Annotated in this window: 19 protein-coding genes and 6 tRNA genes; 12 read left to right on the top strand and 13 right to left on the bottom strand. The window is 45.5% G+C overall.

The window, feature by feature from the left end; translation table 11 throughout:
* Positions 1-52: 52 nt before the first annotated feature.
* On the bottom strand, positions 53-697 hold the full coding sequence (gene uvrY, locus IEY09_RS07495; RefSeq protein ID WP_011622328.1) for a UvrY/SirA/GacA family response regulator transcription factor: 645 nt from the start codon (positions 695-697) through the stop codon (positions 53-55).
* 354 nt (positions 698-1051) lie between these two features.
* On the opposite strand from uvrY, the gene IEY09_RS07500 reads away from it, so the two are divergent.
* A complete protein-coding gene (locus IEY09_RS07500; RefSeq protein ID WP_080612448.1) occupies positions 1052-1231 on the top strand; it encodes a hypothetical protein in 180 nt (59 codons plus the stop codon).
* Here the strand turns inward: IEY09_RS07500 and IEY09_RS07505 are convergent.
* Both IEY09_RS07505 and IEY09_RS07510 read right to left on the bottom strand, forming a co-directional pair.
* A tRNA-Ser gene (locus IEY09_RS07505) sits at positions 1210-1300 on the bottom strand. The genes IEY09_RS07500 and IEY09_RS07505 overlap by 22 nt on opposite strands.
* Positions 1301-1774: 474 nt before the next feature.
* A tRNA-Ser gene (locus IEY09_RS07510) sits at positions 1775-1865 on the bottom strand.
* A gap of 221 nt (positions 1866-2086) precedes the next feature.
* On the opposite strand from IEY09_RS07510, the gene IEY09_RS07515 reads away from it, so the two are divergent.
* Both IEY09_RS07515 and fabA read left to right on the top strand, forming a co-directional pair.
* The gene (locus IEY09_RS07515) at positions 2087-3820 is read left to right on the top strand and encodes an AAA family ATPase (RefSeq protein ID WP_037417378.1); all 1734 of its coding nucleotides are present in this window, start codon (positions 2087-2089) and stop codon (positions 3818-3820) included.
* 73 nt (positions 3821-3893) lie between these two features.
* Positions 3894-4409 (top strand): bifunctional 3-hydroxydecanoyl-ACP dehydratase/trans-2-decenoyl-ACP isomerase, encoded by a 516-nt coding sequence (gene fabA / locus IEY09_RS07520; RefSeq protein WP_011071970.1) that lies wholly within the window; start codon positions 3894-3896, stop codon positions 4407-4409.
* A gap of 110 nt (positions 4410-4519) precedes the next feature.
* Here fabA and rmf read toward each other — a convergent pair whose 3' ends face one another.
* From rmf to rlmKL, 5 genes are all read right to left on the bottom strand, one after another.
* Entirely contained in the window at positions 4520-4696 is a 177-nt protein-coding gene (gene rmf / locus IEY09_RS07525; RefSeq protein WP_011071969.1) for a ribosome modulation factor, read from the bottom strand.
* A gap of 187 nt (positions 4697-4883) precedes the next feature.
* Positions 4884-6716 (bottom strand): DUF3466 family protein, encoded by a 1833-nt coding sequence (locus IEY09_RS07530; protein WP_188870501.1) that lies wholly within the window; start codon positions 6714-6716, stop codon positions 4884-4886.
* 28 nt (positions 6717-6744) lie between these two features.
* Positions 6745-8667, bottom strand: a complete 1923-nt coding sequence (locus IEY09_RS07535) for an ABC transporter ATP-binding protein (RefSeq protein ID WP_069454744.1) — start codon at positions 8665-8667, stop codon at positions 6745-6747.
* Position 8668: 1 nt separating this feature from the next.
* The gene (locus IEY09_RS07540) at positions 8669-8914 is read right to left on the bottom strand and encodes a glutaredoxin family protein (RefSeq protein WP_037417366.1); all 246 of its coding nucleotides are present in this window, start codon (positions 8912-8914) and stop codon (positions 8669-8671) included.
* Positions 8901-11036 carry a bifunctional 23S rRNA (guanine(2069)-N(7))-methyltransferase RlmK/23S rRNA (guanine(2445)-N(2))-methyltransferase RlmL gene (rlmKL, locus tag IEY09_RS07545; RefSeq protein WP_037417364.1) on the bottom strand — a complete coding sequence of 712 codons (2136 nt, stop codon included), beginning with the start codon at positions 11034-11036 and terminating at the stop codon, positions 8901-8903. Before rlmKL ends, IEY09_RS07540 begins: the two co-directional genes overlap by 14 nt.
* Positions 11037-11293: 257 nt before the next feature.
* Here rlmKL and IEY09_RS07550 point away from each other — a divergent pair.
* From IEY09_RS07550 to atcC, 9 genes are all read left to right on the top strand, one after another.
* Positions 11294-11370, top strand: a tRNA-Met gene (locus IEY09_RS07550).
* A gap of 37 nt (positions 11371-11407) precedes the next feature.
* Positions 11408-11484: transfer RNA gene (locus IEY09_RS07555), tRNA-Met, on the top strand.
* Positions 11485-11531: 47 nt separating this feature from the next.
* Positions 11532-11608, top strand: a tRNA-Met gene (locus tag IEY09_RS07560).
* 146 nt (positions 11609-11754) lie between these two features.
* Positions 11755-11831 (top strand) — tRNA-Met (locus IEY09_RS07565).
* Positions 11832-11875: 44 nt separating this feature from the next.
* Positions 11876-12361: a hypothetical protein gene (locus IEY09_RS07570; RefSeq protein WP_188870503.1), complete on the top strand. Its 486-nt coding sequence runs from the start codon at positions 11876-11878 to the stop codon at positions 12359-12361.
* Between the two features lie 332 nt (positions 12362-12693).
* Positions 12694-12978 (top strand): cold adaptation protein ActJcold adaptation protein ActJ, encoded by a 285-nt coding sequence (gene atcJ, locus IEY09_RS07575; protein ID WP_188870505.1) that lies wholly within the window; start codon positions 12694-12696, stop codon positions 12976-12978.
* Between the two features lie 92 nt (positions 12979-13070).
* On the top strand, positions 13071-13601 hold the full coding sequence (atcA, locus tag IEY09_RS07580) for a cold adaptation protein AtcA (protein ID WP_144345858.1): 531 nt from the start codon (positions 13071-13073) through the stop codon (positions 13599-13601).
* Positions 13601-14359, top strand: coding sequence for a cold adaptation protein AtcB (atcB, locus tag IEY09_RS07585; protein WP_023265328.1), 759 nt, complete (start codon positions 13601-13603; stop codon positions 14357-14359). The genes atcA and atcB overlap by 1 nt, the downstream gene beginning before the upstream one ends.
* 10 nt (positions 14360-14369) lie before the next feature.
* On the top strand, positions 14370-15266 hold the full coding sequence (atcC, locus tag IEY09_RS07590; RefSeq protein WP_047533186.1) for a cold adaptation protein AtcC: 897 nt from the start codon (positions 14370-14372) through the stop codon (positions 15264-15266).
* Between the two features lie 58 nt (positions 15267-15324).
* Here the strand turns inward: atcC and IEY09_RS07595 are convergent, their stop codons facing one another.
* The 5 genes from IEY09_RS07595 to IEY09_RS07615 form a co-directional block, all read right to left on the bottom strand.
* On the bottom strand, positions 15325-15753 hold the full coding sequence (locus IEY09_RS07595; RefSeq protein ID WP_172590674.1) for a DUF6678 family protein: 429 nt from the start codon (positions 15751-15753) through the stop codon (positions 15325-15327).
* Positions 15754-15962: 209 nt separating this feature from the next.
* Positions 15963-18809 carry an ExeM/NucH family extracellular endonuclease gene (locus IEY09_RS07600; RefSeq protein ID WP_188870507.1) on the bottom strand — a complete coding sequence of 949 codons (2847 nt, stop codon included), beginning with the start codon at positions 18807-18809 and terminating at the stop codon, positions 15963-15965.
* A 237-nt stretch (positions 18810-19046) separates the two neighbouring features.
* Positions 19047-19562 carry a GDYXXLXY domain-containing protein gene (locus tag IEY09_RS07605; protein ID WP_188870509.1) on the bottom strand — a complete coding sequence of 172 codons (516 nt, stop codon included), beginning with the start codon at positions 19560-19562 and terminating at the stop codon, positions 19047-19049.
* Complete coding sequence (locus tag IEY09_RS07610) at positions 19562-20686, bottom strand: DUF4401 domain-containing protein (protein WP_188870511.1); 1125 nt, start codon at positions 20684-20686, stop codon at positions 19562-19564. The genes IEY09_RS07605 and IEY09_RS07610 overlap by 1 nt, the downstream gene beginning before the upstream one ends.
* Entirely contained in the window at positions 20679-21737 is a 1059-nt protein-coding gene (locus tag IEY09_RS07615; RefSeq protein WP_037417305.1) for a DUF2157 domain-containing protein, read from the bottom strand. The genes IEY09_RS07610 and IEY09_RS07615 overlap by 8 nt, the downstream gene beginning before the upstream one ends.
* Positions 21738-21806: the final 69 nt, after the last annotated feature.

The following is a 21806-nucleotide window of genomic DNA, read 5'->3' on the forward strand; positions in this document are numbered from 1 at the left end:
CAACTCACAGCTAACACTTAATTAATGCTAGAACCATTGACATAAGCGGCCATTAGAAATGGCCAGCATCTAACATTTTATAGCGGATCGCTAAACGAGTCAGCTCCACATCACCACTGATCCCAAGCTTCGCAAACAAGCGGTAACGGTAACTGTTAACGGTTTTGGGGCTTAAGTTGAGCTGCTCAGAAATATCATTGACCTTTTCACCATTGGTGATCATCAACATAATTTGCAGCTCACGCTCAGACAAGGCTTTAAACGGATTCTCATCGGCCGGATTGAATTGGCTCAATGCCATTTGTTGGGCAATTTCAGGAGATAAATAGCGCTGCCCACGGGAAACCTGACGTATCGCTTGCAATACTTCAGGTGGCGTCGCACCTTTGGTTAAATAACCAGACGCGCCCGCCTGCATCACTTTACTGGGGAACGGATCTTCGGTGTGCACTGTTAGCACAATAATCTTAGCATGAGGTTGATAACGTAAAATCTTACGCGTCGCTTCGAGTCCGCCCATACCTGGCATATTCATGTCCATTAAGATGACGTCGGCTTCATTTTGTCTCGCCCACTGTACCGCGGTCTCACCATCGGGCGCTTCACCCACAACTTTGATCCCCCGCTCATCTTCTAAGATACGGCGGATCCCAGTTCTCACCAGCTCATGATCGTCAACTAAATATATCGATATCAACTTTATCCACCTTTAACCAATGCTGACTAAGAGAGTTTAGCCAAATCAGAATACCGCAACCGGAATATAGGTTATCAGGGTAATTTAGCCCAACAATGGCATTTCGCAAAGCATAAAATGAATATTGTTAACTAGATGATATTTAAAGAAACAACTTGCTAATTAATGCAGTTTGAAATTAAGAGCTTGGTATGATGAAAGTATGAGTGGAGCTCAGGATTGGGCTAATTGATAAGCTGACGCAAAATATAGCAGGTTTAAAACGCTCATCGAAAATGAAGTCGTGTAAATGCAAAAAGCCGCTAATTGCTTAGCGGCTTTTTAGCCGACTATTGTGCTGGAGCAGCGCTTAGCATGAAGAACCCGGGTTCAAATTGCATAAACAAAAAAGCCATCATTGCTGATGGCCTTTCCATGAAATATTGTGAAGGAGCTGCGCTTAGCATGAGGAACCCGGGTTCAAATTGCATAAACAAAAAAGCCATCATTGCTGATGGCTTTTCCGTGAAATATGGCGGAGGAGCAGGGATTTGAACCCTGGGTGGGCTATAAACCCACGCCGGTTTTCAAGACCGGTGCATTAAACCACTCTGCCACCCCTCCGAACGAGCGAGATAATATACATCTCGCCCAAAGCTGTAAACTTAAATTTATTATTATTTGAATTGATTGGCGATTTGATATCCAGCTGGCGATGAAATCATCGCTTTCAGGGCGATTTTTGATCTGTTGCTATTTCTGCTCACTAAAAACCGGCATGACAACAACATTACCTAAGTCACTTTTGAATAGATTAAAGAATCGCGAGCACTTTTTTAAGGTGGCGGCTTCCTATGAAAAAGATGAAGTATAAATAGGGAGCGTAGGAGAAGGTTAATCCAAACCTTAAAAATCAACTTCTTCATATCAGAACATAATGATTATCAAGACAATCGCAGATACGCCTTTTGGCAATGTAATCAAACATCTCATACCATGGAACCAGATGCAAAAAGGCCGCTAATTGTTTAGCGACCTTTTTGACTGACATGACATAAACAAAAAGGCCATCATTGCTGATGGCCTTTCCGTGAAATATGGCGGAGGAGCAGGGATTTGAACCCTGGGTGGGCTATAAACCCACGCCGGTTTTCAAGACCGGTGCATTAAACCACTCTGCCACCCCTCCGAACGCCGCAAATAATATAAGCATCATCGGTGCTTGTAAACAGCAATTTTTGAATATTGTGTCAAATGCTCATCTTATGTTCAGACGGATGAATTTTCAGGCGAATAGCCAACATATTTTCAGCAATATCTGGGTAAAGCAGCATAAAAACACCTATACAGTAAGAGACTTGCCCTCTCGGTATGGTAAAATCGCGGTAACTTTTCACGGTAAATGCTTATATGAATTCACTCTTGATACCTTCATCCTCACTCGCCCCTGAATTTAATCTTCCCGTCCTGTCGCAATTGCCAACAGGATATAAAGCGTTGCTTTTAGGTCAAGAGCGCGTATTGGATGCCTTTAAGTTACATAACGCCATTGCCGATCAACAACTGTATCTCGCAGATTTTCCTGGCATCGACAGACTATTAATGATCAAAGCATTAATGGAAACGCTTGAGCCATTGCCGGCAGCTTATCTGGTGGCAAAGCGCCCCGAAGATAAAACCATTCAATTCCATTGGCAATATGAAGCGCCGCAGGACAACCAAGGCTCAATTGCTGAAAAGCATGTCAGTTATCGCTATCTGAGTGGCAATATCCGCCGTTCAGACCTACTTGGCCGTATGGTGCAATCAGGTAATAGCAGTAAATATCAAGCGGGTGCATTGGCCGAATGCCATTATGTATTTATCTGCGCTGAATCCCTGTGGAAACGAGAAGGCTTATGGGATTTGCTGCTGCAAATCCTGACACAGAAAGAGTATCAAATCAGTCACAACCTAAGCCCAATCCCATTAAATTGTAAAATTATTTTAATTGGCGCGGGTTTAATCTATAGCCAAATTAGGTCTGAAGATTGGCAATTTCAACGCCACTTTAACCTGTTGGCAGAACTGGCGGGTGAACTGGATTTGACCCGTTTTAAAGAAGCGCAATATGCCAGTTGGCTACAAACGGTGGCACAAAGTGTCGATGTCACATTAGAACAATCCAGTCTTGCGCCACTGTTTAGACACAGTGCTAGATTAACCGAGCATCAACGTCGCTTAAGTCTCTCAATGCTAGATTTGGCGCAGTTAATGGCGCAGGCAAAAGTCTATCGCGGTAAATCAACAATTAATGCCGCCAGCATTGAACGTGCGCTATCGCAAGCCAATTATCGCCATAACAGCTCTGAAGAATTTTCAAGCCAAAGTTTTGATGACAATTTCATAAACCTGCCAACTACGGGCGCTATGGTAGGACAAATTAATGGTCTTACTGTTATCGATGCGATTGATCACTGCTATGGTGAACCAGCACGGATCACCGCTACAGTACACTATGGTGACGGTGAAGTTGCAGATATTGAAAGAAAGTCAGAGCTGGGCGGTAATATCCACGCAAAGGGTATGATGATCCTTTCAGCCTGCTTATATCGTATCTTTGGTCGCGATGCGCCATTGCACCTAAATGCCAATATTGTATTTGAGCAATCCTATCAAGAGATCGATGGCGATAGCGCCTCGCTTGCTGAATATTGCTGCTTGATGTCGGCCATTGCCGAACAGCCGATTATTCAATCGTTAGCCATAACAGGTGCATTGGATCAATTTGGTAATGTACAAGCCATCGGCGGCATTAATGAAAAAATAGAAGGCTTTTTTAATCTTTGTGAACGCCGAGGCTTAACCGGTGAGCAAGGTGTAATTATGCCCAAGTCAAATATATTACAGCTTAATCTACACCCCAAAGTGATTACAGCTGTAGGCAAAGGCTTGTTCCATATTTATGCCATTGAACATATGGATGAAGCGGTCGAGCTATTGATGCAGATGCCCGCTGGCGTTGCCGATGAAGATAATGACTTCCCAGCAGAATCCTTATATGGTCTAGTGCAACAACGATTAGACAAGCTAGCTGGTAACGGTGAAGAAGAAATAGGCTTAATGACGAGATTACTCGCAAAACTAGGATTTTTTCGACATTAATTAGCTGATCGGAGTTGTTTAGCTTACACGTGTTCGCTAATCTTGGCGCTCTTATTGCTGGAGTAGTAAAACAATGAATAAAGCAAACAGTTTCAACAAAGAAGAACTTATCGCCTGTGGCCATGGGAAATTATTTGGTCCAAACTCCCCTCGCCTCCCCGTAGACAACATGCTGATGATCGACAGGATCATCACCATCAATGACAACGGTGGTGAGTTTGGAAAAGGTGAAATTGTTGCCGAACTCGACATTAAGCCAGAATTATGGTTTTTTGACTGCCACTTTATCACTGACCCAGTTATGCCGGGTTGCTTAGGCTTAGATGCCATGTGGCAACTGGTTGGTTTTTACCTAGGCTGGGAAGGTGCAGAAGGCAAAGGTCGCGCTTTAGGTGTGGGTGAAGTGAAGTTTACAGGTCAAGTATTACCCGGTGCGAAAAAGGTCACTTATAAGCTCAATATCAAACGTACCATCCACCGTAAATTAGTAATGGGTATTGCCGATGCCATCCTTGAAGTAGATGGACGTCAAATTTACAGTGCAACCGACCTTAAAGTCGGTGTATTTAGTGATACTTCGACCTTCTAACCTGCTTTACCCAGCAATATTCAATACAGACAAAAATGCCCTCATCTGAGGGCAATTGTGCTGCATTACTCTGTTTGTTCTGGGCTATTTAATTAATGAGCAAAACGCCATTATTTATTAAATAGCCCATTAACTCGGCCATCCACACCTTCACGCCAACCACCTAACCACTGTGACCGCGAATCAAGATTTGCATAAGGACAGAGCTCCTTAGAGCGCCCACCAATACCAGCTTGGAATCCTTTTGAAAAAGCTCTGTCTAAACGATCTCGTTTTTGTCTTTTCATGCAAGCGTCCTCTGTTCTACGTGAAATAGAAGCAACAGCTTCACCCATAGGAATAGTGCTTTTCAGCGCCGAGATCAATCAAAAAATCGTTCATTTTATCGACTATTTATTAAACTATTGAGATCATGATTAAAAAAAATCGAGGCATTTTGCCTCGATTTTTTTAGTCTGAATTCAAGCTTAAAAACTAGCGAACCCGACGACGTAACCAAACTAAGGGTAAGGCTAATAACCACGCGAAAGATGCTGCGCCTTTACGTTCATAATTCCCCGTATCAGTGCTTTCATCCACGGTACATGCTTCACCGTTAGTGGTAGGTTTAAGCACAACCATACGTGGAATATAAGCTGTCACAGGGTCACCATTACCGCTGAGTTCAAACAGAGGTAGGCCATTTTCACCAACGATAATGTTGCCATCTTTATCGAGTTGGTATGAAGGCTTGCGAATGAATGCAGTACCAACAATAGTACCCTCTTCATTTACACTGGCAGCTTCGACAATGAGAATATCACTGTTATAGCTTAATACCTTGCCTGTTCCATCCTTAACTTCAACCTTGTGGCGAGCCCAATTACCATCAGCCCCCTTTTCAAAACCTTTAGATTCACAGGTCAGCAAATTATTGAGGTTATTGAATTCACCCGTTGATTTCTCATACAGGAAGCCAGCCTTAGGGCGTGGCTTTTCTTTATCATAGGTGGTTTCAATATAACCAACGACTTGACCTTTGTTATTGATATCCTTCGCTTTGCTAGATAGATCTGTGGTTGTCGCAGCAAAATCATTAGGCGTCACATAAGGCACATCTGGTGTATTAATATCAAAATAGAAGAATTTATCGCGTTGGTAGCCTTGGATATAACTACGATAGCTCCCCACAACAATTCCATTGTCGTTTACATCGTAGGCAATAGAGCTCAAAATTGAGTCTCCCATTGGGATCCAATGGTATTGATATTTACCCTCTGCATCTTTGGTCCAATAGGCCGCATCTTGACGTAATCTATCGGTATTACCGTTACGGTAAACATGTGAGCGACCAGCCACCACACCGTCGTTATTCACACCTAATGCCTGTGCAGTAAATGTCAATGTATTGTCACTGGCGGGAGTTAATCCTAGCGGTAACTCAGTGCCAGTAGCAATGCCATTATCTAATTGCCAAACATAAGCACGGGTTTGGTACTGGATGTTACGCGTGCCTTGAGCATTAGGATATTGCTCACGCTGAATACACACATCTAATGGCAAAGTGTTATCGGTACCTAAACAGTAAGCAACCCGATCACCACCATACTTGCTGATATTAGTGCTAGCATAACCCACCACTAAGTTATTATTGTTAACTGCCGTTGCCGCAGACCAACCACCGAGCTCTACAGTCTTATCATCCTTAACATATTGAGTATAAGGAGGTGGTAATGGGATCTCGGTGTCACCCACTTTGGCAACACCACGGTACTCATAATCGCGATAATACCAATAGTCGGTTGCATTATCTGTGGTTGCAGTATTTTCTGTCTTCTTTTCAGGGGCAGTCATGCTGCCGACTTTCACACCCGCATCATTGATGCCGTAGTAAAAAGTATCAACTGAATTCACAACCGAAGAATCACTTGGTGGCGTGGTACCATTGATGCTGTCAAAGGTTGGCTTCCACGCACCAGTGGCACCATTTTGCGCAGCGATAAAGGCAAAGTTATTCGCAATAATGGCCGCTGTAATTGAATAGGTGATAGTTTCCTCTGAGGCAATACCATCTTCAACATCAATCACACCACCTTCAACATCAGATGTACTGAGTTTTTTCTTGCCTTTGGCGATACCGACCAGTTCATCGTTGCCATTGACACCTAAAGCGTAGCCATTACGCGTACCTTGGAGGGTGTCTGCAAGTGGTAGATCATAATTATCAATGTTAACAATTTCATAGACTGGTGCAGCATGGGCACTGTGCAATACGCCAAGGACACCTAAGGCAACCAAGGACAGGGCTTTATCCAACTTTAACTTCATTAATTCAATTCCCATTTTTATTATTGGTTTACTTCTGTGACTCAAGCTCTTCCCATCGCTCGAAGCAAACTTCCAATTGCTTTTCTTTATCCGCTAACAAGCTCAATACCTGATTGATTTTATCCTGCGTCTGACTATAAAAATCTGGGCTTGCCACTGTGGTTTGTAAATCGAGGATTTCGGCCTCTAATTTCTCCATCAACTCAGGCATTGCCTCTAACTCACGCTGTAATTTATAAGACAGTTTTTTTGCGGCTTTGGCAGGCTCAGCCACTTTAACCTCAGCGTTTTTTGCCGTCGCAGGAGCTTCGACCGTGTTTGCTTGACTAGGTTCCTCAGAATAAAACTTTGCACCTTGATCGATAGCATCCTGGTAACCGCCAACATACTCAGTCCAGTGACCATTACCGGCATACCACCAACTGCTGGTCACGGTATTATCGATAAACGCCCGGTCATGGCTGACCAGCAACAACGTGCCTTCATATTCAGTCAGCAGCGACTCTAGCAATTCTAGGGTCTCAATATCAAGATCGTTTGTTGGTTCGTCCAGAATGATAAGGTTTGCGGGACGAATGAGTAACTTCGCCAGTAATAAACGGTTTTTCTCTCCGCCTGATAGCGCCTTTACTGGCGTTCTGGCACGCATTGGTGAGAACAAGAAATCCTGCAAATAACTTAAAATATGGCGATCTTGACCATTGATAGTGATGGTCTTTTTACCCTCACCCACGTTATCTTCAACAGTTTGCTCAGGATCCAGTGCTTCACGGTATTGGTCAAAGTAGGCGATTTCGAGCTTAGTACCGACTTTCACTTCACCCGATTGAGGTTGTAACTTCTCAATCAATAATTTAATTAAGGTCGATTTACCACAGCCGTTGGGGCCGATAAGCGCAATACGATCACCACGCATCACTGTGGTATTGAAGTTTTTGACCAGATTTTTATCGGGTAAATTATAGTTTAAGTCCTTCACATCAAAGACCAATTTACCAGAACGCTCAGTATCGGCCACCGCCATTTTGGCATTACCTTGACGATTCAAGCGCTCACTGCGTTCTTGACGCAAGGCTTTTAACGCACGCACACGGCCTTCGTTACGGGTGCGACGCGCCTTAACACCTTGGCGGATCCAGACTTCTTCTTCGGCTAAGCGCTTATCAAATAATGCGTTTTTCTCAGCCTCGACCCGCAGCCATTCTTGTTTACCATCAAGATAGGCTTGATAATTACCGGGCCATGAAGTCACGACACCGCGATCTAAATCCACAATCCGCGTGGCCATGCGAGCAATAAAGCCCCTGTCGTGGCTGATAAACACGATGGCGCCTTGGAAATCCAGCAGGAATTTTTCTAGCCACTCAATAGTATCAATATCGAGGTGGTTGGTTGGCTCATCGAGTAGCAATAAATCTGGCGCGCTGACTAACGCACGGGCAAGTGCCACTTTACGTTGCCAACCCCCAGATAATTCACTTAAAGATTTATCGGGATCTAACCCCAAAAGCTCACAATTTTGATTGATCCGCGAGTCAAGTTGCCAACCATTATGGTGGTCTAACGTCTCCTGCAACTTCTGCATTTGATTGAGCATGCGCTCCATTTGCTCAGGCTCAGCAAAAGCGACATCGTGGGATAATTGATGGTATTGCTCTAGAGCTTCACCTACTTCTTTTAAACCTGCGGCAATGTAAGCGTAAACCGTACCCTGCTCAGCTTTTGGTGGATCTTGCTGTAACCGACTGACCGTGACGCTACCATCGATGTTAAATTCACCTTCATCGAGCAGCACATCGCCGGATAAAATCTTTAATAGACTCGACTTGCCTGCACCGTTACGGCCAACAATACAGACCCGCTCGCCGCGCTCAATAGTAAAATCAGCATGTTGTAATAGCGGGGTGTAACCATAGGCTAACGAGCCATTATTGATACGAACCAGACTCAAACTAAGCTCCTAAAAATTCTTGTAATTGCGTGGCATCAAAGGGCCAACTTAAATAACGCTCGTCCAGGGCTTTAACCACAGGAATCGACACGCCATAACGCTCTGCTAGGGTTTCATCATCGCAAATATCGATGGCCGTAAAAGGCACCTCGGCGGCATTTAATAATGCCGCCGCCAGTTCGCATAAATGGCAACCTTCGGTGTGATACAACACATAGCTTGCCTGCAATGCATTATTTATCTGCATGGGTAATTAACCAGGTGTTATGGATATGAGGATTACGTTTGTAATCCAGCGGCAACGTCATGTCGTCGATGTTTTGCACCTTAATTTTCATTTTGGTTAAAGTTTCAGTGTCCATCTTAAACTTGCGCTTATTGTTGGAGAACACCAATTCACCGTTTGGACTTAACAGCTTGATTAGCATACCGAGTAAATTCACATGATCACGTTGCACATCGAAAGAATCTTCCATGCGCTTGGAGTTGGAGAAGGTGGGCGGATCGATAAAAATTAAATCGTATTGTTCGTTACAATCGCGGATCCACTGCAAACAGTCAGCCTGAACAAATTCATATTGCTTGCCAGACAAATTATTAAGGGCAAAGTTCTCTTTCGCCCAAGCAAGGTATGTGTTTGACATATCAACCGTCGTGACCGACTTTGCGCCGCCTAATGCAGCATGCACTGAGGCAGAACCTGTGTAAGAGAACAAATTCAGTACCCGGCGGCCCTTAGATTTTTGCCCCACTAAACGGCGAGTTAATCGATGATCGAGGAACAGCCCAGTATCTAAATAACCCGTCAGGTTTAGCTTAAATTTAGCGCCATATTCAGTCGTGGTAAGCTCTAACTTACGTTCATCCAACTTTTGATATTGGTTAGTGCCCTTTTGACGCTCGCGGGTCTTCATAATGATTTTGTGTGGATTAACGCCAATGGCCGCAGGCAAAGCCAGCAGCACATCACTTAAACGACGTTTAGTGACGGCCTCAGGAATACTGGCTGGTGCCATGTATTCTTGTACTACAACATAATCAAGATACTTATCGACTGCGACGTTATATTCAGGAATGTCAGCATCATAGAGGCGATAACTATCAATCCCCTCTTTTTGGGCCCACTTCTCAAATTGCTTAGCGTTTTTCTTTATACGGTTAGCAAAAGCAGGCGCGATATCGGCAATATCGACACCCTCTGGCAACACTGGCGTATCGCGGCGAGTACTCTGCGCGTGAAGCGTGTATAAGTTAAAAGCGCACTCTAACGCACCGTTAAACATCTTCATCTGTTTATCGGCTTTGAGTTTCAATGCCGAGATAAGCTCGATATCGCTACACAGCATGGCCACTTTCCAGCCACCAAATTCTTTTTTGAATTTATCGCCTAATTGATAGTACAGCTGCAACAGCTCAGACACACTGCCTAAACGCTCGCCGTAAGGAGGGTTGGTGATGAGGTAACCTTCAGCCGCTGGCGGCTCCACATTAAGGGCATTTGCCACCTTAAACTCAATTAATTCAAGCACACCTGCATTTTGCGCGTTGCGTTTTGCTAACGCCACTAAGCGTGAGTCGATATCGGAGCCATAGAACTTCACTTCGCAGCGCTTTACTCCTAACGATGCACGCGCTTTAGCTTCTTCGACAATTTCGTGCCAAGTGGCCTTATCGTGACGACGCCAATGTTCGAAACCAAAACGGCTGCGTTGTAAACCAGGAGCAATATCGGCGGCCATCAAAGCCGCTTCAATCAGCACTGTACCGCTACCGCAGAAGGGATCGAGTAAGGTAGTCGGCGCGGCTTTCCAGCCACTGCGAACTAGCATATTCGCCGCGAGATTTTCTTTTAAAGGCGCTTCACCCGTGGTTGAACGGTAACCACGTTGGTGCAGTGATGGGCCAGAAAAATTCATCGCAATGGTAATGACCCCATTGCGAAAATGGGCATCAACTTTAATGTCGGCATCGATACGGGCGACGTTTGGACGGGCATCACCGTCATCACGGAAACGGTCAACAATCGCATCTTTAATCTTTAGCGCGCCAAACTGGGTATTGTTAATAAAACCACCCGTGCCATGGAAATCGATACTAAAGGTGTTGCGATTAGAGAAATGTGCTGACCAATCAATACAGTAGGCTGCATTATATAACTGCTCCGCCGACTCACAGGGTCCCTTATAGATCACCAGTACAATACGGCTGGCTAAACGCGTCCACAGGGTAATGCGATAGGCTAAAGCCAGAGGCGCGGTAAAATAGACACCGGCTACACTTTCTTTAATCTCGGTCGCACCAAATTCTGTCAGTTCTTGGGCTAAGCTATATTCAAAGCCCTTAGGGGCGGCAGCAAAAAAATTAAGCATGGGATAATCAATACGCAGTCAAAATCAAACCGACATTATACCTGCGAAGCCACATAAAAGATAAACAGTTATTAGCCAAAACTCGATTTAGTCAGGTAGTTAATCCACATTTAACCCATTAAAATCCGATATCACGGTCAATACTGGGTAAATTCCCCGCACTACGCTTTATATTTAAGCATTCGTCCGCTTTTTTAGAATTCCTCCTTGCAATGCCACAGCGCTGCCGTTATAGTCTGCCCCGCTTTGAAGACGGACGCGGGATGGAGCAGCATGGTAGCTCGTCGGGCTCATAACCCGAAGGTCGTTGGTTCAAATCCAGCTCCCGCAACCATTTAAAGCAAATATAAGTAATACAGATAGATATCGGACGCGGGATGGAGCAGCATGGTAGCTCGTCGGGCTCATAACCCGAAGGTCGTCGGTTCAAATCCGGCTCCCGCAACCAATTCTAAGATGACAGAATTAAAACATTTATCAGCAGCGTTACTCGGACGCGGGATGGAGCAGCATGGTAGCTCGTCGGGCTCATAACCCGAAGGTCGTCGGTTCAAATCCGGCTCCCGCAACCAATTTAGATGTATACGTTTATAAAAAGAAACAGCTCGTCGGGCTCAACTCTTTATAAACAACGGCGAAGGTCGTCGGTTCAAATCCGGCTCCCGCAACCAGTTCTAAGATGACAGAATTAAAACAGTGATCAACAGCGTTAATCGGACGCGGGATGGAGCAGCATGGTAGCTCGTCGGGCTCATAACCCGAAGGTCGTTGGTTCAAATCCAGCTCCCGCAACCAATTTAACAATGATAACGACCAGACCAGCATCAGCTGGTTTTTTTGTGTCCGAAATTTATCGTACTGAGTTTCACCATGCTAGCTTGTCGGGCTCAGCCCTTTATAAACAACAGGCGAAGGTCGTTGGTTCAAATCCAGCTCCCGCAACCAATTTAACAATGATAACGACCAGACCAGCCTCAGCTGGTTTTTTTGTGTCCGAAATTTATCGTACTGAGTTTCACCATGCTAGCTTGTCGGGCTCAACCCTTTATAAACAACAGGCGAAGGTCGTTGGTTCAAATCCAGCTCCCGCAACCAATTTAACAATGGTAACGACCAGACCAGCATCAGCTGGTTTTTTTGTGTCCGAAATTTATCGTACTGAGTTTCACCATGCTAGCTTGTCGGGCTCAGCCCCTTATAAACAACAGGCGAAGGTCGTTGGTTCAAATCCAGCTCCCGCAACCAATTTAACAATGGTAACGACCAGACCAGCATCAGCTGGTTTTTTTGTGTCCGAAATTCCTCGTCACCTGAGTTTGGCTTGATTTACTCGAATCGTTTATCGAATTACTTTAGTGATATCCTGAAATGACTGATAAAAACGGAGGCATTAACTCGCAGAAAAATTGCAGTGTTAGCTGATATTTGTACCAACTTCGTCTTAGCCACTTATTGCCGATTGCCTTTGCGGTTGCCGATCTTCACAAACCCCAGTTTAGTATTCATTTTTCGCTCTAAATGCAGCCATAGTCGTTTGCCGCCCAACACGCATTTCTGCTATGATCCGTCGCTGACTAATCATAATTCCACAAATTGGCAGATAATCAGCACTCAAGCTTTATCTTGCGATACCAATCCATCGCCTGCAGGTACAAATATGATTAACCACTTTAGTGTGCTTGGTATCAAACCTAGCGCCAAAGAAGATGACATTAAAAAAGCCTATCGCCGGCTCTCAAACAAGTATCATCCTGATAAGTTGTTAGGTGCCTCTGATGACGAAAAAGAGCAAGCGTCACAGCAACTTGAACGCGTCAAAAAAGCGTATGAAGCCTTGTCCGATCCGAAGCTTAGAAATGCGTTTATCCGAGATTTCAACAATGTGATAGTGACGGATCCGAATGGCGCAATGCGTGAATTATGGGATCAGTTCTACCCTTAATATTTTATTTTTAGCGCCGAATTAACGAGCGGTTAAATCCGCACTTTCTACGCCGAATAAATTATTTCCGCGCTTTATTTCGAGACAAGCCCATGGCCAAAAAACTGAATATCTCACGCATTAATGAGCTTAAAACCAATGCCTACGACAATATCGAGTCCTATGATGACCCTGATACCCCTAAGGCACTTGAGCAATTTACTAGTCAAATCAAAAAAGTATTACAAGCCGATCCTAAAATGCTCGAGTCGGTACCCGAGTATTTGCCGGTTGCACTGTATGGCCGAGTCAAATTTCCAAGTGATGCCAAGCTCAAATGGGCCCATTGGATCAATACGGCAACGCAACCTGAGTGGGATGAGTTTAAGGTCACAATCGGCTTTAACAATGCCGATTTGCCATTAGTGCTAGCGGTGCGTGCTTACTCAGAGGATTTACTGATTGAAAGCTGCGCAGTACTGTACTTATTGGAAAACCAAGGCAAAAGTACGCCAGCCCCTAAACGCAGCGCTGATGATTTTGAAGACGAAGACAGTGATTACGCCGACTATTCCGATGACGACGATGATGACGGCGAAGAGGAAGATGGCTACTACGATCAGTACGATGATGAGGACCGCTAATGAACACCAGTCTCATTGAGATAACCGTTGCCGAGATTAAAGAGCTCGCCGATGTCGAGCCAAAACAGGCCAGTAAACGTTTCGAACTCATCGCCACCACAATGAACGATGAGCAATTAGTCGAAGTCATTGAAAAAATGGATATTGTGACACTGACGCAAATCAACAGTCACCACGATATCTCCTGCCCGTCAATTATGTCGGAGCTGATGACACCTGAGCAAATTCGCGACATCGTCTGTCAGCAACCTTTGTATTGGGAAGAAAAAATCAAAAACAATGCCGAAGAACTCATTCAGCATACCTTTGATTTTTTAACTTATTTAATTCGTATTCAAGATAGCGAAGAAAAGCAAACCGCTATTTTAGAGTGCATTGCCGAAGATCCCGCCGGCCTCTTCTATCTGTCTATCCCTTTTATCGAGATGATGCTGGGCGAACGCCACGACGATGAAGACCACTTCAACGATTATTATGACGATGAAGAAGATACTGATACCGTTGGCTATGACAGCCGCGTCGCCAGCGAAGAAGCCCATAGCTTAAGCCTAGATGACCCACGTAGTCTGATGGCATTAATCCATGAGCTGGCACCCGATGTAGAAAAAGCCATTAAAAACCTGCTGCGTAACGAAAGCTCTGGCTGGGAAATGATCATTAACAAATTCGTTAATGAATTAGTTATCCAAGCCAAAGAGAAAAATCAAGTCACGGATGAATACGCAGAAGTGGATGATATGTTTAGCTTTTTAGATTAAGGATCCCTAGATGCAACTGGTACTGCGTGATTTAGACCAAGGCCCATACCTGAGTAAGGTGTTGGCCAAAGGCCAAGCAGACAACACCCTTAGCGGTGAGCAGCTCGCACAAATCAAATCTAAAGCCATTTTGATGAGCCTCAAATTGGCCGATAAGTTCTACAACAAGTACAAGATGCACTTACTGGAACAAGCGGCGCACGATGTGATTGGCGTCGTTAGTCTCGGGTTAATGGAACTATCGAATAAAGATCAACAACAGGCATTGCGTTTATTGCTCACCGCCGATGGTGTGGTCAAATGCTTCCAAAAGGGCTGGAGCATGCTCAGCGTGGTGAGCAAACATAAGCTGGTCAATGGCAAATCACTCTATGGTGATGTGGATAAATTCCTACTGGAACAAGTCTCTACGCCGCCTGACGCCGAAGAGTGGCTTGGATATGAGGCCTATCAGGATGCATTGGTCGAGCACCAACGTCAGCAATCGATTGCGGCGCTAATGGCGCAGTTTTATGCCCAAACCAGCTACGATCCTTTGGATTTCTTAAATCTAGAGAGCGTATTGGCCGAAGCCGTGTTGTATCGGATGTTGTTTGATAATGCCAAAGTTAGACAAGATCTGAAAAAGCGCATTGCCAAAATTAGCTTGCAGGACGAATGGTTTAGCCTTGAGTATATCGAGCAGCAAACCCAAAAAGCCTTGGCGGAACTCCCTGCGGAGCTGGCCGACACCATCGGTAAAGATTTGGGTAAAAACTTTGCGCCAGCATTGCTGCGGACACTGCATTTTGCAAAAAGCTACCGTGAGCTGCTGCTCAATGACGCCTCCCCTGAGCGTTTAGAAAGATTCGAGCATAAAGAAGGACTCGTCGGTCTACTCGGCTGGCCACTTTATATCGTGCTGTAATCCTTAGCGGGGCGCTAATCAATTAGCGCCCCGTTTTTTATCTGTCGTCTAAATTTGCTTACGCTTCCTTTATCGTCTCGCCACCAGCCGCAATAACAAATACAGGCATGGTTGCATCGGGGCGTAGATAGCCCCAAATCCTGATCCCTTGAGCTTCTTTACTGTAGGGAAGCCGATACTTATGCAGTTGCGCCTCAATATAATCTGTAAAATCCGTGGTCTTTTCCGGCAGCAATCTGCCGCGGTGCTCTCTTTTCAGCGGATCAATTTCAAGCCACTCAATCCCCTCGCAAATAGCGAGTAACTCGTCCCACCACACTGGCGTAAAACCAGGGTTTGGCTCAACATCTTCCAGCAGCTTATAACGCACATGGGGCACAAAGTCCGGCGACTCGTGAAGCGCCTGCTCAAGCTGACGCCATTTAGTCAGGTTCATCACTGAGGTTAATTGATGTTGATTGAGGTACACCAAGATGTCTGCATTCATTGCGATGAGTGTGCTCCCTGTGAGAAAAAATCCATAAGTGGCGTAATCTTAGCTTAAGCGAGGATGTACTTACAGCGACTTAGCTTGAATTTCAAGTACGCTATAGTCCGTTAATATAGCCAATTAAGTAAGTGATGAATTAAGTAAGTGAATCAAAGTAAAAAGCCTGCAACAGCAGGCTTTTGATATTTAAAGAAAGAGGCTAACGCTTAACGGTACGTCAGTGTCGTCGTATCCGTTAATTTATCATTATCTTTAACGGTTAATTCGACGGTATGCTCTCCGCGGCGCGCCAGACGCAGTACTACAGGACCATTGGCGCGGGTACCATTATCAAACTTCCACTTATGCTGCTTAATAACCCCATCGGTGTCATAGCTAGTCGAAATAAACATATCGACCAGCCATAGATTGATGCGCTGAATTTGGGCAACGGGTGGTTTTTTCACGTTTTCAACTACTACAGTCACCATTTGCGAGCTGCTATGGCTTAAGCCGTCATTGTCCGTTACGGTTAACGTCACTAGGTAATCACCACTTTGCGCATAAGTGTGTGATACCGCCTCTCCAATACCTTGACTATTATCGCCAAAGTCCCACTGAGTAGAAACGATTTGACCGTCGCTATCAATGGCGGTTGACCTCAATTGCACACTCGCACCATTCACAACCTGAGTGAAGCTGGCTTCAGGGGCGACTTTTTCAGCTTTGAGCAAGAGTGAAATCACTACAGGATCATGATCAGATGATCGATAAGCATCATTAGCGTACAAGTCTTGCACCTGCGCAGGGGTCTTAAACTCTTCGTTGTAATCTAACACACGTGGCTCGTCGGTATTGATATGCCACTCAGTCACATCTAGGACTTTATCCACTAACGCAGCATTCGCGAGCGCATGGTCTAACTGTCCCGATTCACCCGAGAATACATAGGAATAAGGACTAGCTTTTTCAAGTTTGGCGAACAACTCACTAAAGCCAGCGTCAGCAAATGCCATCAGCGGGTCTTCCTTGGCGTAGGAGTTTAAGTCACCAATCAGCAGTACACCTTGCTCAGGATACTGCGCGGCAATCCACTGCCCTGCCGCCGTTGCTGCGCGACTACGGGTAATATTGCAGTTGCCTTGGCCATCGTTCATATCTGGATCGCCAGCACACTCACTGCCTTTAGATTTCAAGTGATTAACCGCAACCACTACACTCTCCTCACTGCCGTTTAGCGCGAAAGCTTGAGTCAACATAGGGCGGTTTTTGCTGTCGTCGAACAGCGGCTGCGCGGCGTCATCTAAGGGAGAGTTAGCGCTTGATAAAATACGCGCATCACCCTGAGGGCTCACTTTGTCACTGCGATAAATTAAACCGACGGTAATCGCATCCGTACCTATCGCACTTAAGCTGCTGCCATTGACCTTTGGAATAACATAGGCATAGCGATTTTCACCCACGGCGGCATTGAGGCCAGCCACGAGGTCGGCAATCGCCGAGTTGGCGCCAAAGCCATCGTTCTCGATTTCCATCAGACCAAACACATCGGCACTGATCCCCACCATAGCGCTGACAATCTTCGCTTTTTGACGCTCAAACTCACTCAAGGTATTGGCACCACGCGCTGTCGGGAAACCACCGCCCTGTCCATCGCCATTAAAGTAGTTCAGTACGTTAAAGCTGGCGACTTTCAGGTTGCCGCCTTCGGCAAGCACTGGTGATTGTGGGCGAGGATTTTCCGCTACAAAATTAACGGGCTCAGTCGGCATAATGCGATAAAGATTAAAGCCATAGTGCATAACACCAGTAAGGCTCGTGGCTTTATCACCCACACGCACAGTGTTCGATGCGCTTAAACCTGGCGCAGGGAAAATCACCGGATCAGGGTTCTGCGCCGTTAAGCCATCGTCGAGTAAAATACTGTCTTTGAGATTGGCCGCCGTGACGGCTAAAGCATCGGCACCTGGCGCAGCGACTTGTGTCCCAATAAAGTGACGGCTGCTACCGAGTGAAATTTCACCATAGCGGCCCAAATTGTAGACTTCGTTCACGACCAAATCTTGGCTAAAGCGTACGCGCATGCCTTCAAAGGGTTCAAAGTCATCGCTCGAATTCACAGGCAAGGTCACCACGGCGGCTGTCGGTAAGGTTTGTCCTGCTGCACAAAGTTTATGATCGGCAACGGTAGTCAGTTCCGTTAAGCCTTGATATTCAGTGACTTTAGCCTTTAAGCGTACACGGTCGCCCGCCACGTAACCCGTAGGCGCATTACCGGTATAAACAAACACCCCTTCCGAGGTTTGTGGATCGTTATCGGCTTCGTTGTCGGCCATTTGCACGAAGATGCCCTTTAGGCCAGCTTCTTGATTACTCACCACTATGGCTTCAACCACTAAGGTTTGTCCGTTTAACGGACTGACATTGGTCGAACCTTGCAGAGCATGGATAGGCGTTGAGGCTTCACCACAGGCTAATGAACTCGGTGGCGGCTCAACAGGATCGGTAGGTGTGCCTGCACTGAACTTACCCAAATCCGAGATATCGTCTTTGGCAAAACCTAACCATGTATTAAAGGTGACAGCATCATCAATAATAGGATCGGCGATTAACTGATCGGGATTGCGGCGTAGCGTGTTGTCCTGGGTCGATAAATCACCACTGCCCCATTCACTGCCTGGATCGACACCCACTTGGCCTAAGCTATCAATCACTTGGTCTTGATAGGTCAGCACAATGGCATCATCACCATTGAAAAAACTCGCGCTGCTTTGTTGATTCGTCACCGCCAGAATATCGGCCGATGCGTCGTTATCAGCGACAACATAAGTTGCCCCTGCCGCTAAGGTGCCATTCAGGGTGATAGTCGTGCCCACATTTGTGCTGCCATTAAAATAGAAGCGCAATTGATACTGGCTTAAGTCGATGCTGTTGGCGGTTGGGTTGTACAGCTCAATGGCTTTGTTATTGCCGCTGCCTTCAACATATTCAGAAATAATTAGATTATCGGCAGCATGAGCAACGCCACAGATGCTACTGATGGCTAACGCCAACAGCGTTTTGTTATTAAACATAATGACCCCTAAAAGTATCTTTTATATTGATATTTGAGTTTATGATTGACCATTTTACGAAGCATTCATCTTCGAAAACTGACGATACTATAGGAAATCAAGGTTACAAATTAGTTGCACACAAGTTGCAACTTAAGGTGGATATTTAGGCGACGATTAAGTGGATTGGACTAGGAAAAATAGCTAAAGATGGCGAGCATGACTCACCATCTTGTTAACATCCATTACGGTTGCCCGTTATAGCGGTTGCAACTGCTCATCGAGTAGACTGACTAACAACAACTCTCCCCGTTCGCTGACTCTGAACTCGCCGTATTTGGCTTGGCTGAAGTGGTCAGCTTGGCCCTCTTCAAAGAAAAAACTATTTGAGGCCAGCTTTACTCTATGATTACGCAGGCGAAAATCTACCGTGAGTTGTTCGGCGGCTTTGGGCTGGTCACGGTAAATACCGACAAAGTGCGCCACTTTTTGCGAATCGAGCGTCAACAGCAGCTGCCCCTGCGTCATCCCCTCAGGCAACGCGGCGCGTACCTCCTGTGCAATAGCATACTCCAAGGCCATATAATCCCCCTGCATAATCGAGCGAGGATCCACTGGCGCTAAGGCAAAACGCACCACTTTGCCATCTTGCAATAACTGCTCAAACTGGGCGATTCGCCAATTCACCATCGTCAGCAAGGCCACCACAGTAACTACAACCAATAATAGGACTCTTCGGTGGCTGTTCGCTAAATACAACATCGCCGTCCCCATTACACATGCTCCTCTAACTCAGCTTGTGCGTCTGAGATAGGAAAGTAACGCCACATCACTAATCTCGCGGCAAGCAATAACAATCCTAATCCCATCAAATACAGCGACTTAAGCATCAGCGTTGTCTCTAATGAATAATAATAACCACCAACAAATACCAACCCTGAGGCAATCCCCATTCCCTTCAACCAAGTCTCATTTGCATAGTGCCCCAACAAGATGAGCCACACAGCTGTCGATAAACCCTGCATGGGTAAAGACAGTGCAGTAACTAGCACTAGGCCTAAAAACGCATATAATGCACTGGGAGCGGTGAGTGAGATTTGCCATTGGTTAAACAGACTAACGAGTAGGAAACCACAAAGAGTAAATACTACGAGTAAATGACTAACTGCCATTCCCGACTGCCAACCGGATATAAATAACGCCTCAAAGATCCTATCCATACTGAAGACATGTATTAGTTGAATGGAGAGCAAAAGTGAAGCAGCACCATAGACCAACATCCTCGCCCGCTGATAGTGATATCCTGTGCGATGGATATTTAATAGCACCACACTCAGTAACGACACCAGCAAAGTCGGTGTTAAGTTGAGTAAATGCCACTCAGCCAACAGCCCCGTCAAACAGGCTAATAAACAGAATGCAAATACCCATTGAGCAACCTTGTGTTTTATCATGCCCCAAAGCAACAGAAACAAAGCGGCCATACTCAGATACCAAGCAAGATTAAAGGTATCGCCGAGCAAATCAAACAGTCCCCAAGCAAGGGCAAGCGTACCGCTTAAACATGAGGCAAAGGCAAATTGCTGTAAAAAGTGCTGTTGGCGCCCGCCCCAATACGCGGCGAGTCCTAAGCCTAAATAGATACAACCGATAAACAGAGCGGCTTCCCCTTCGAATCGCCCCCACACACTATCGAAAAGTGACGCCATAAAGCCCAATAAAAACCAGGCGGCAATCCAAGCTGCAAAGGCTTGCATCAACGCAATATACCAAGGTGCTTCATGGGATTGGGGTAGTTCTGGTGCGTTCACTTCGCCCTTTACATACAAACTATTCCAAATCGTTTGCGCCGCTGAAGCACCAGGATCTTGAGTCGAATCAGTGAGGGGGTTATTCATGACTCAGCTCCTCTCCTACGAGGGATATTGGCGTCATTTCGGCGCTAAATTGCCGTTGTAATCGTATTAACACAGTACTCAAGCCGGTACTTGCCAAAATAATATAAAGCCCAATCAATAAAAAGCCGCCTATAGGATCGCTATTCTTAAACAGCAGTTCGGTTAATAGCGCAGCACCCACAGCAATCAAACTAAAACCGCCCAAAGCCAACGGATAAATCTGTAGTAATCTGTGCCTGAACCACCAGAATCCCAATAACAAATGAATAAAGTAACCAGCCCACACACCTACAAGTAGTGGCTTAGAATCACTGGGTTCAAAAATCATCCAACAGAGCAATAAGGTAAAACAGCCCATGGCCATAAGTGAACTCGCATACTGCATAAGTGGTGCATGCCAGCGATTGCTCTGGCTTTTTCCCATAAAAACAAAAACATAATAGATAGTCAGATTAATAGCCGCAAAGACAAATAACCAAATCTGTTCATCCAAAAGGTAGGATGCGGTATCAGCAAAGAGTCCAAGGCTTAAATTAACTAACCCGAGTAATAACAACCATAAGCCATCAAAACCTGCCACCCAAGCTAAGGGGATAATGGCTAATGCCCACAACGCAAATAGCTGCCAAGGATCCGCTCCCGTTTGATAGGTCTGGCCCACCAAGGCTAAAAGTCCACCAATTAACATACTCACCACTAACAGTGCCACGTTTGCAAGCGTGGCACCAAAAAGATGATGATGGGCATCAACTTGCCTCAACATGCTGCGGTAATACAGCCAAACAAAGCACACAAGGCTAATCAATAGCGCGGCTTCAATCAGGGCAAATTTGCTTATTCTGTCTAGGGACTGCCAATTGTAAGCAAAAAAGAAAATAATCCCCGTCACTAGGCTTAACGCCCCCGCCCACTGAAGCAAAAGGGATAATAACCGCTGCCAACTGAGAGAGTTGGGCGACACCAATACGCTGCGAAACAACTCATTTGCCTGCGCCCGAGTAATATGTCCTTGCTCCAGCCACTCATAAACTTGAGAAGTAAGATTGCGCAATATGAAACTTCCTTATTTTTGATACTGACTCACACAAAATACGCATTTAACCAACTTAAGTGCAATAAT

Source organism: Shewanella xiamenensis (assembly GCF_014647135.1).
GTDB classification, from domain to species: Bacteria; Pseudomonadota; Gammaproteobacteria; order Enterobacterales; family Shewanellaceae; genus Shewanella; species Shewanella xiamenensis.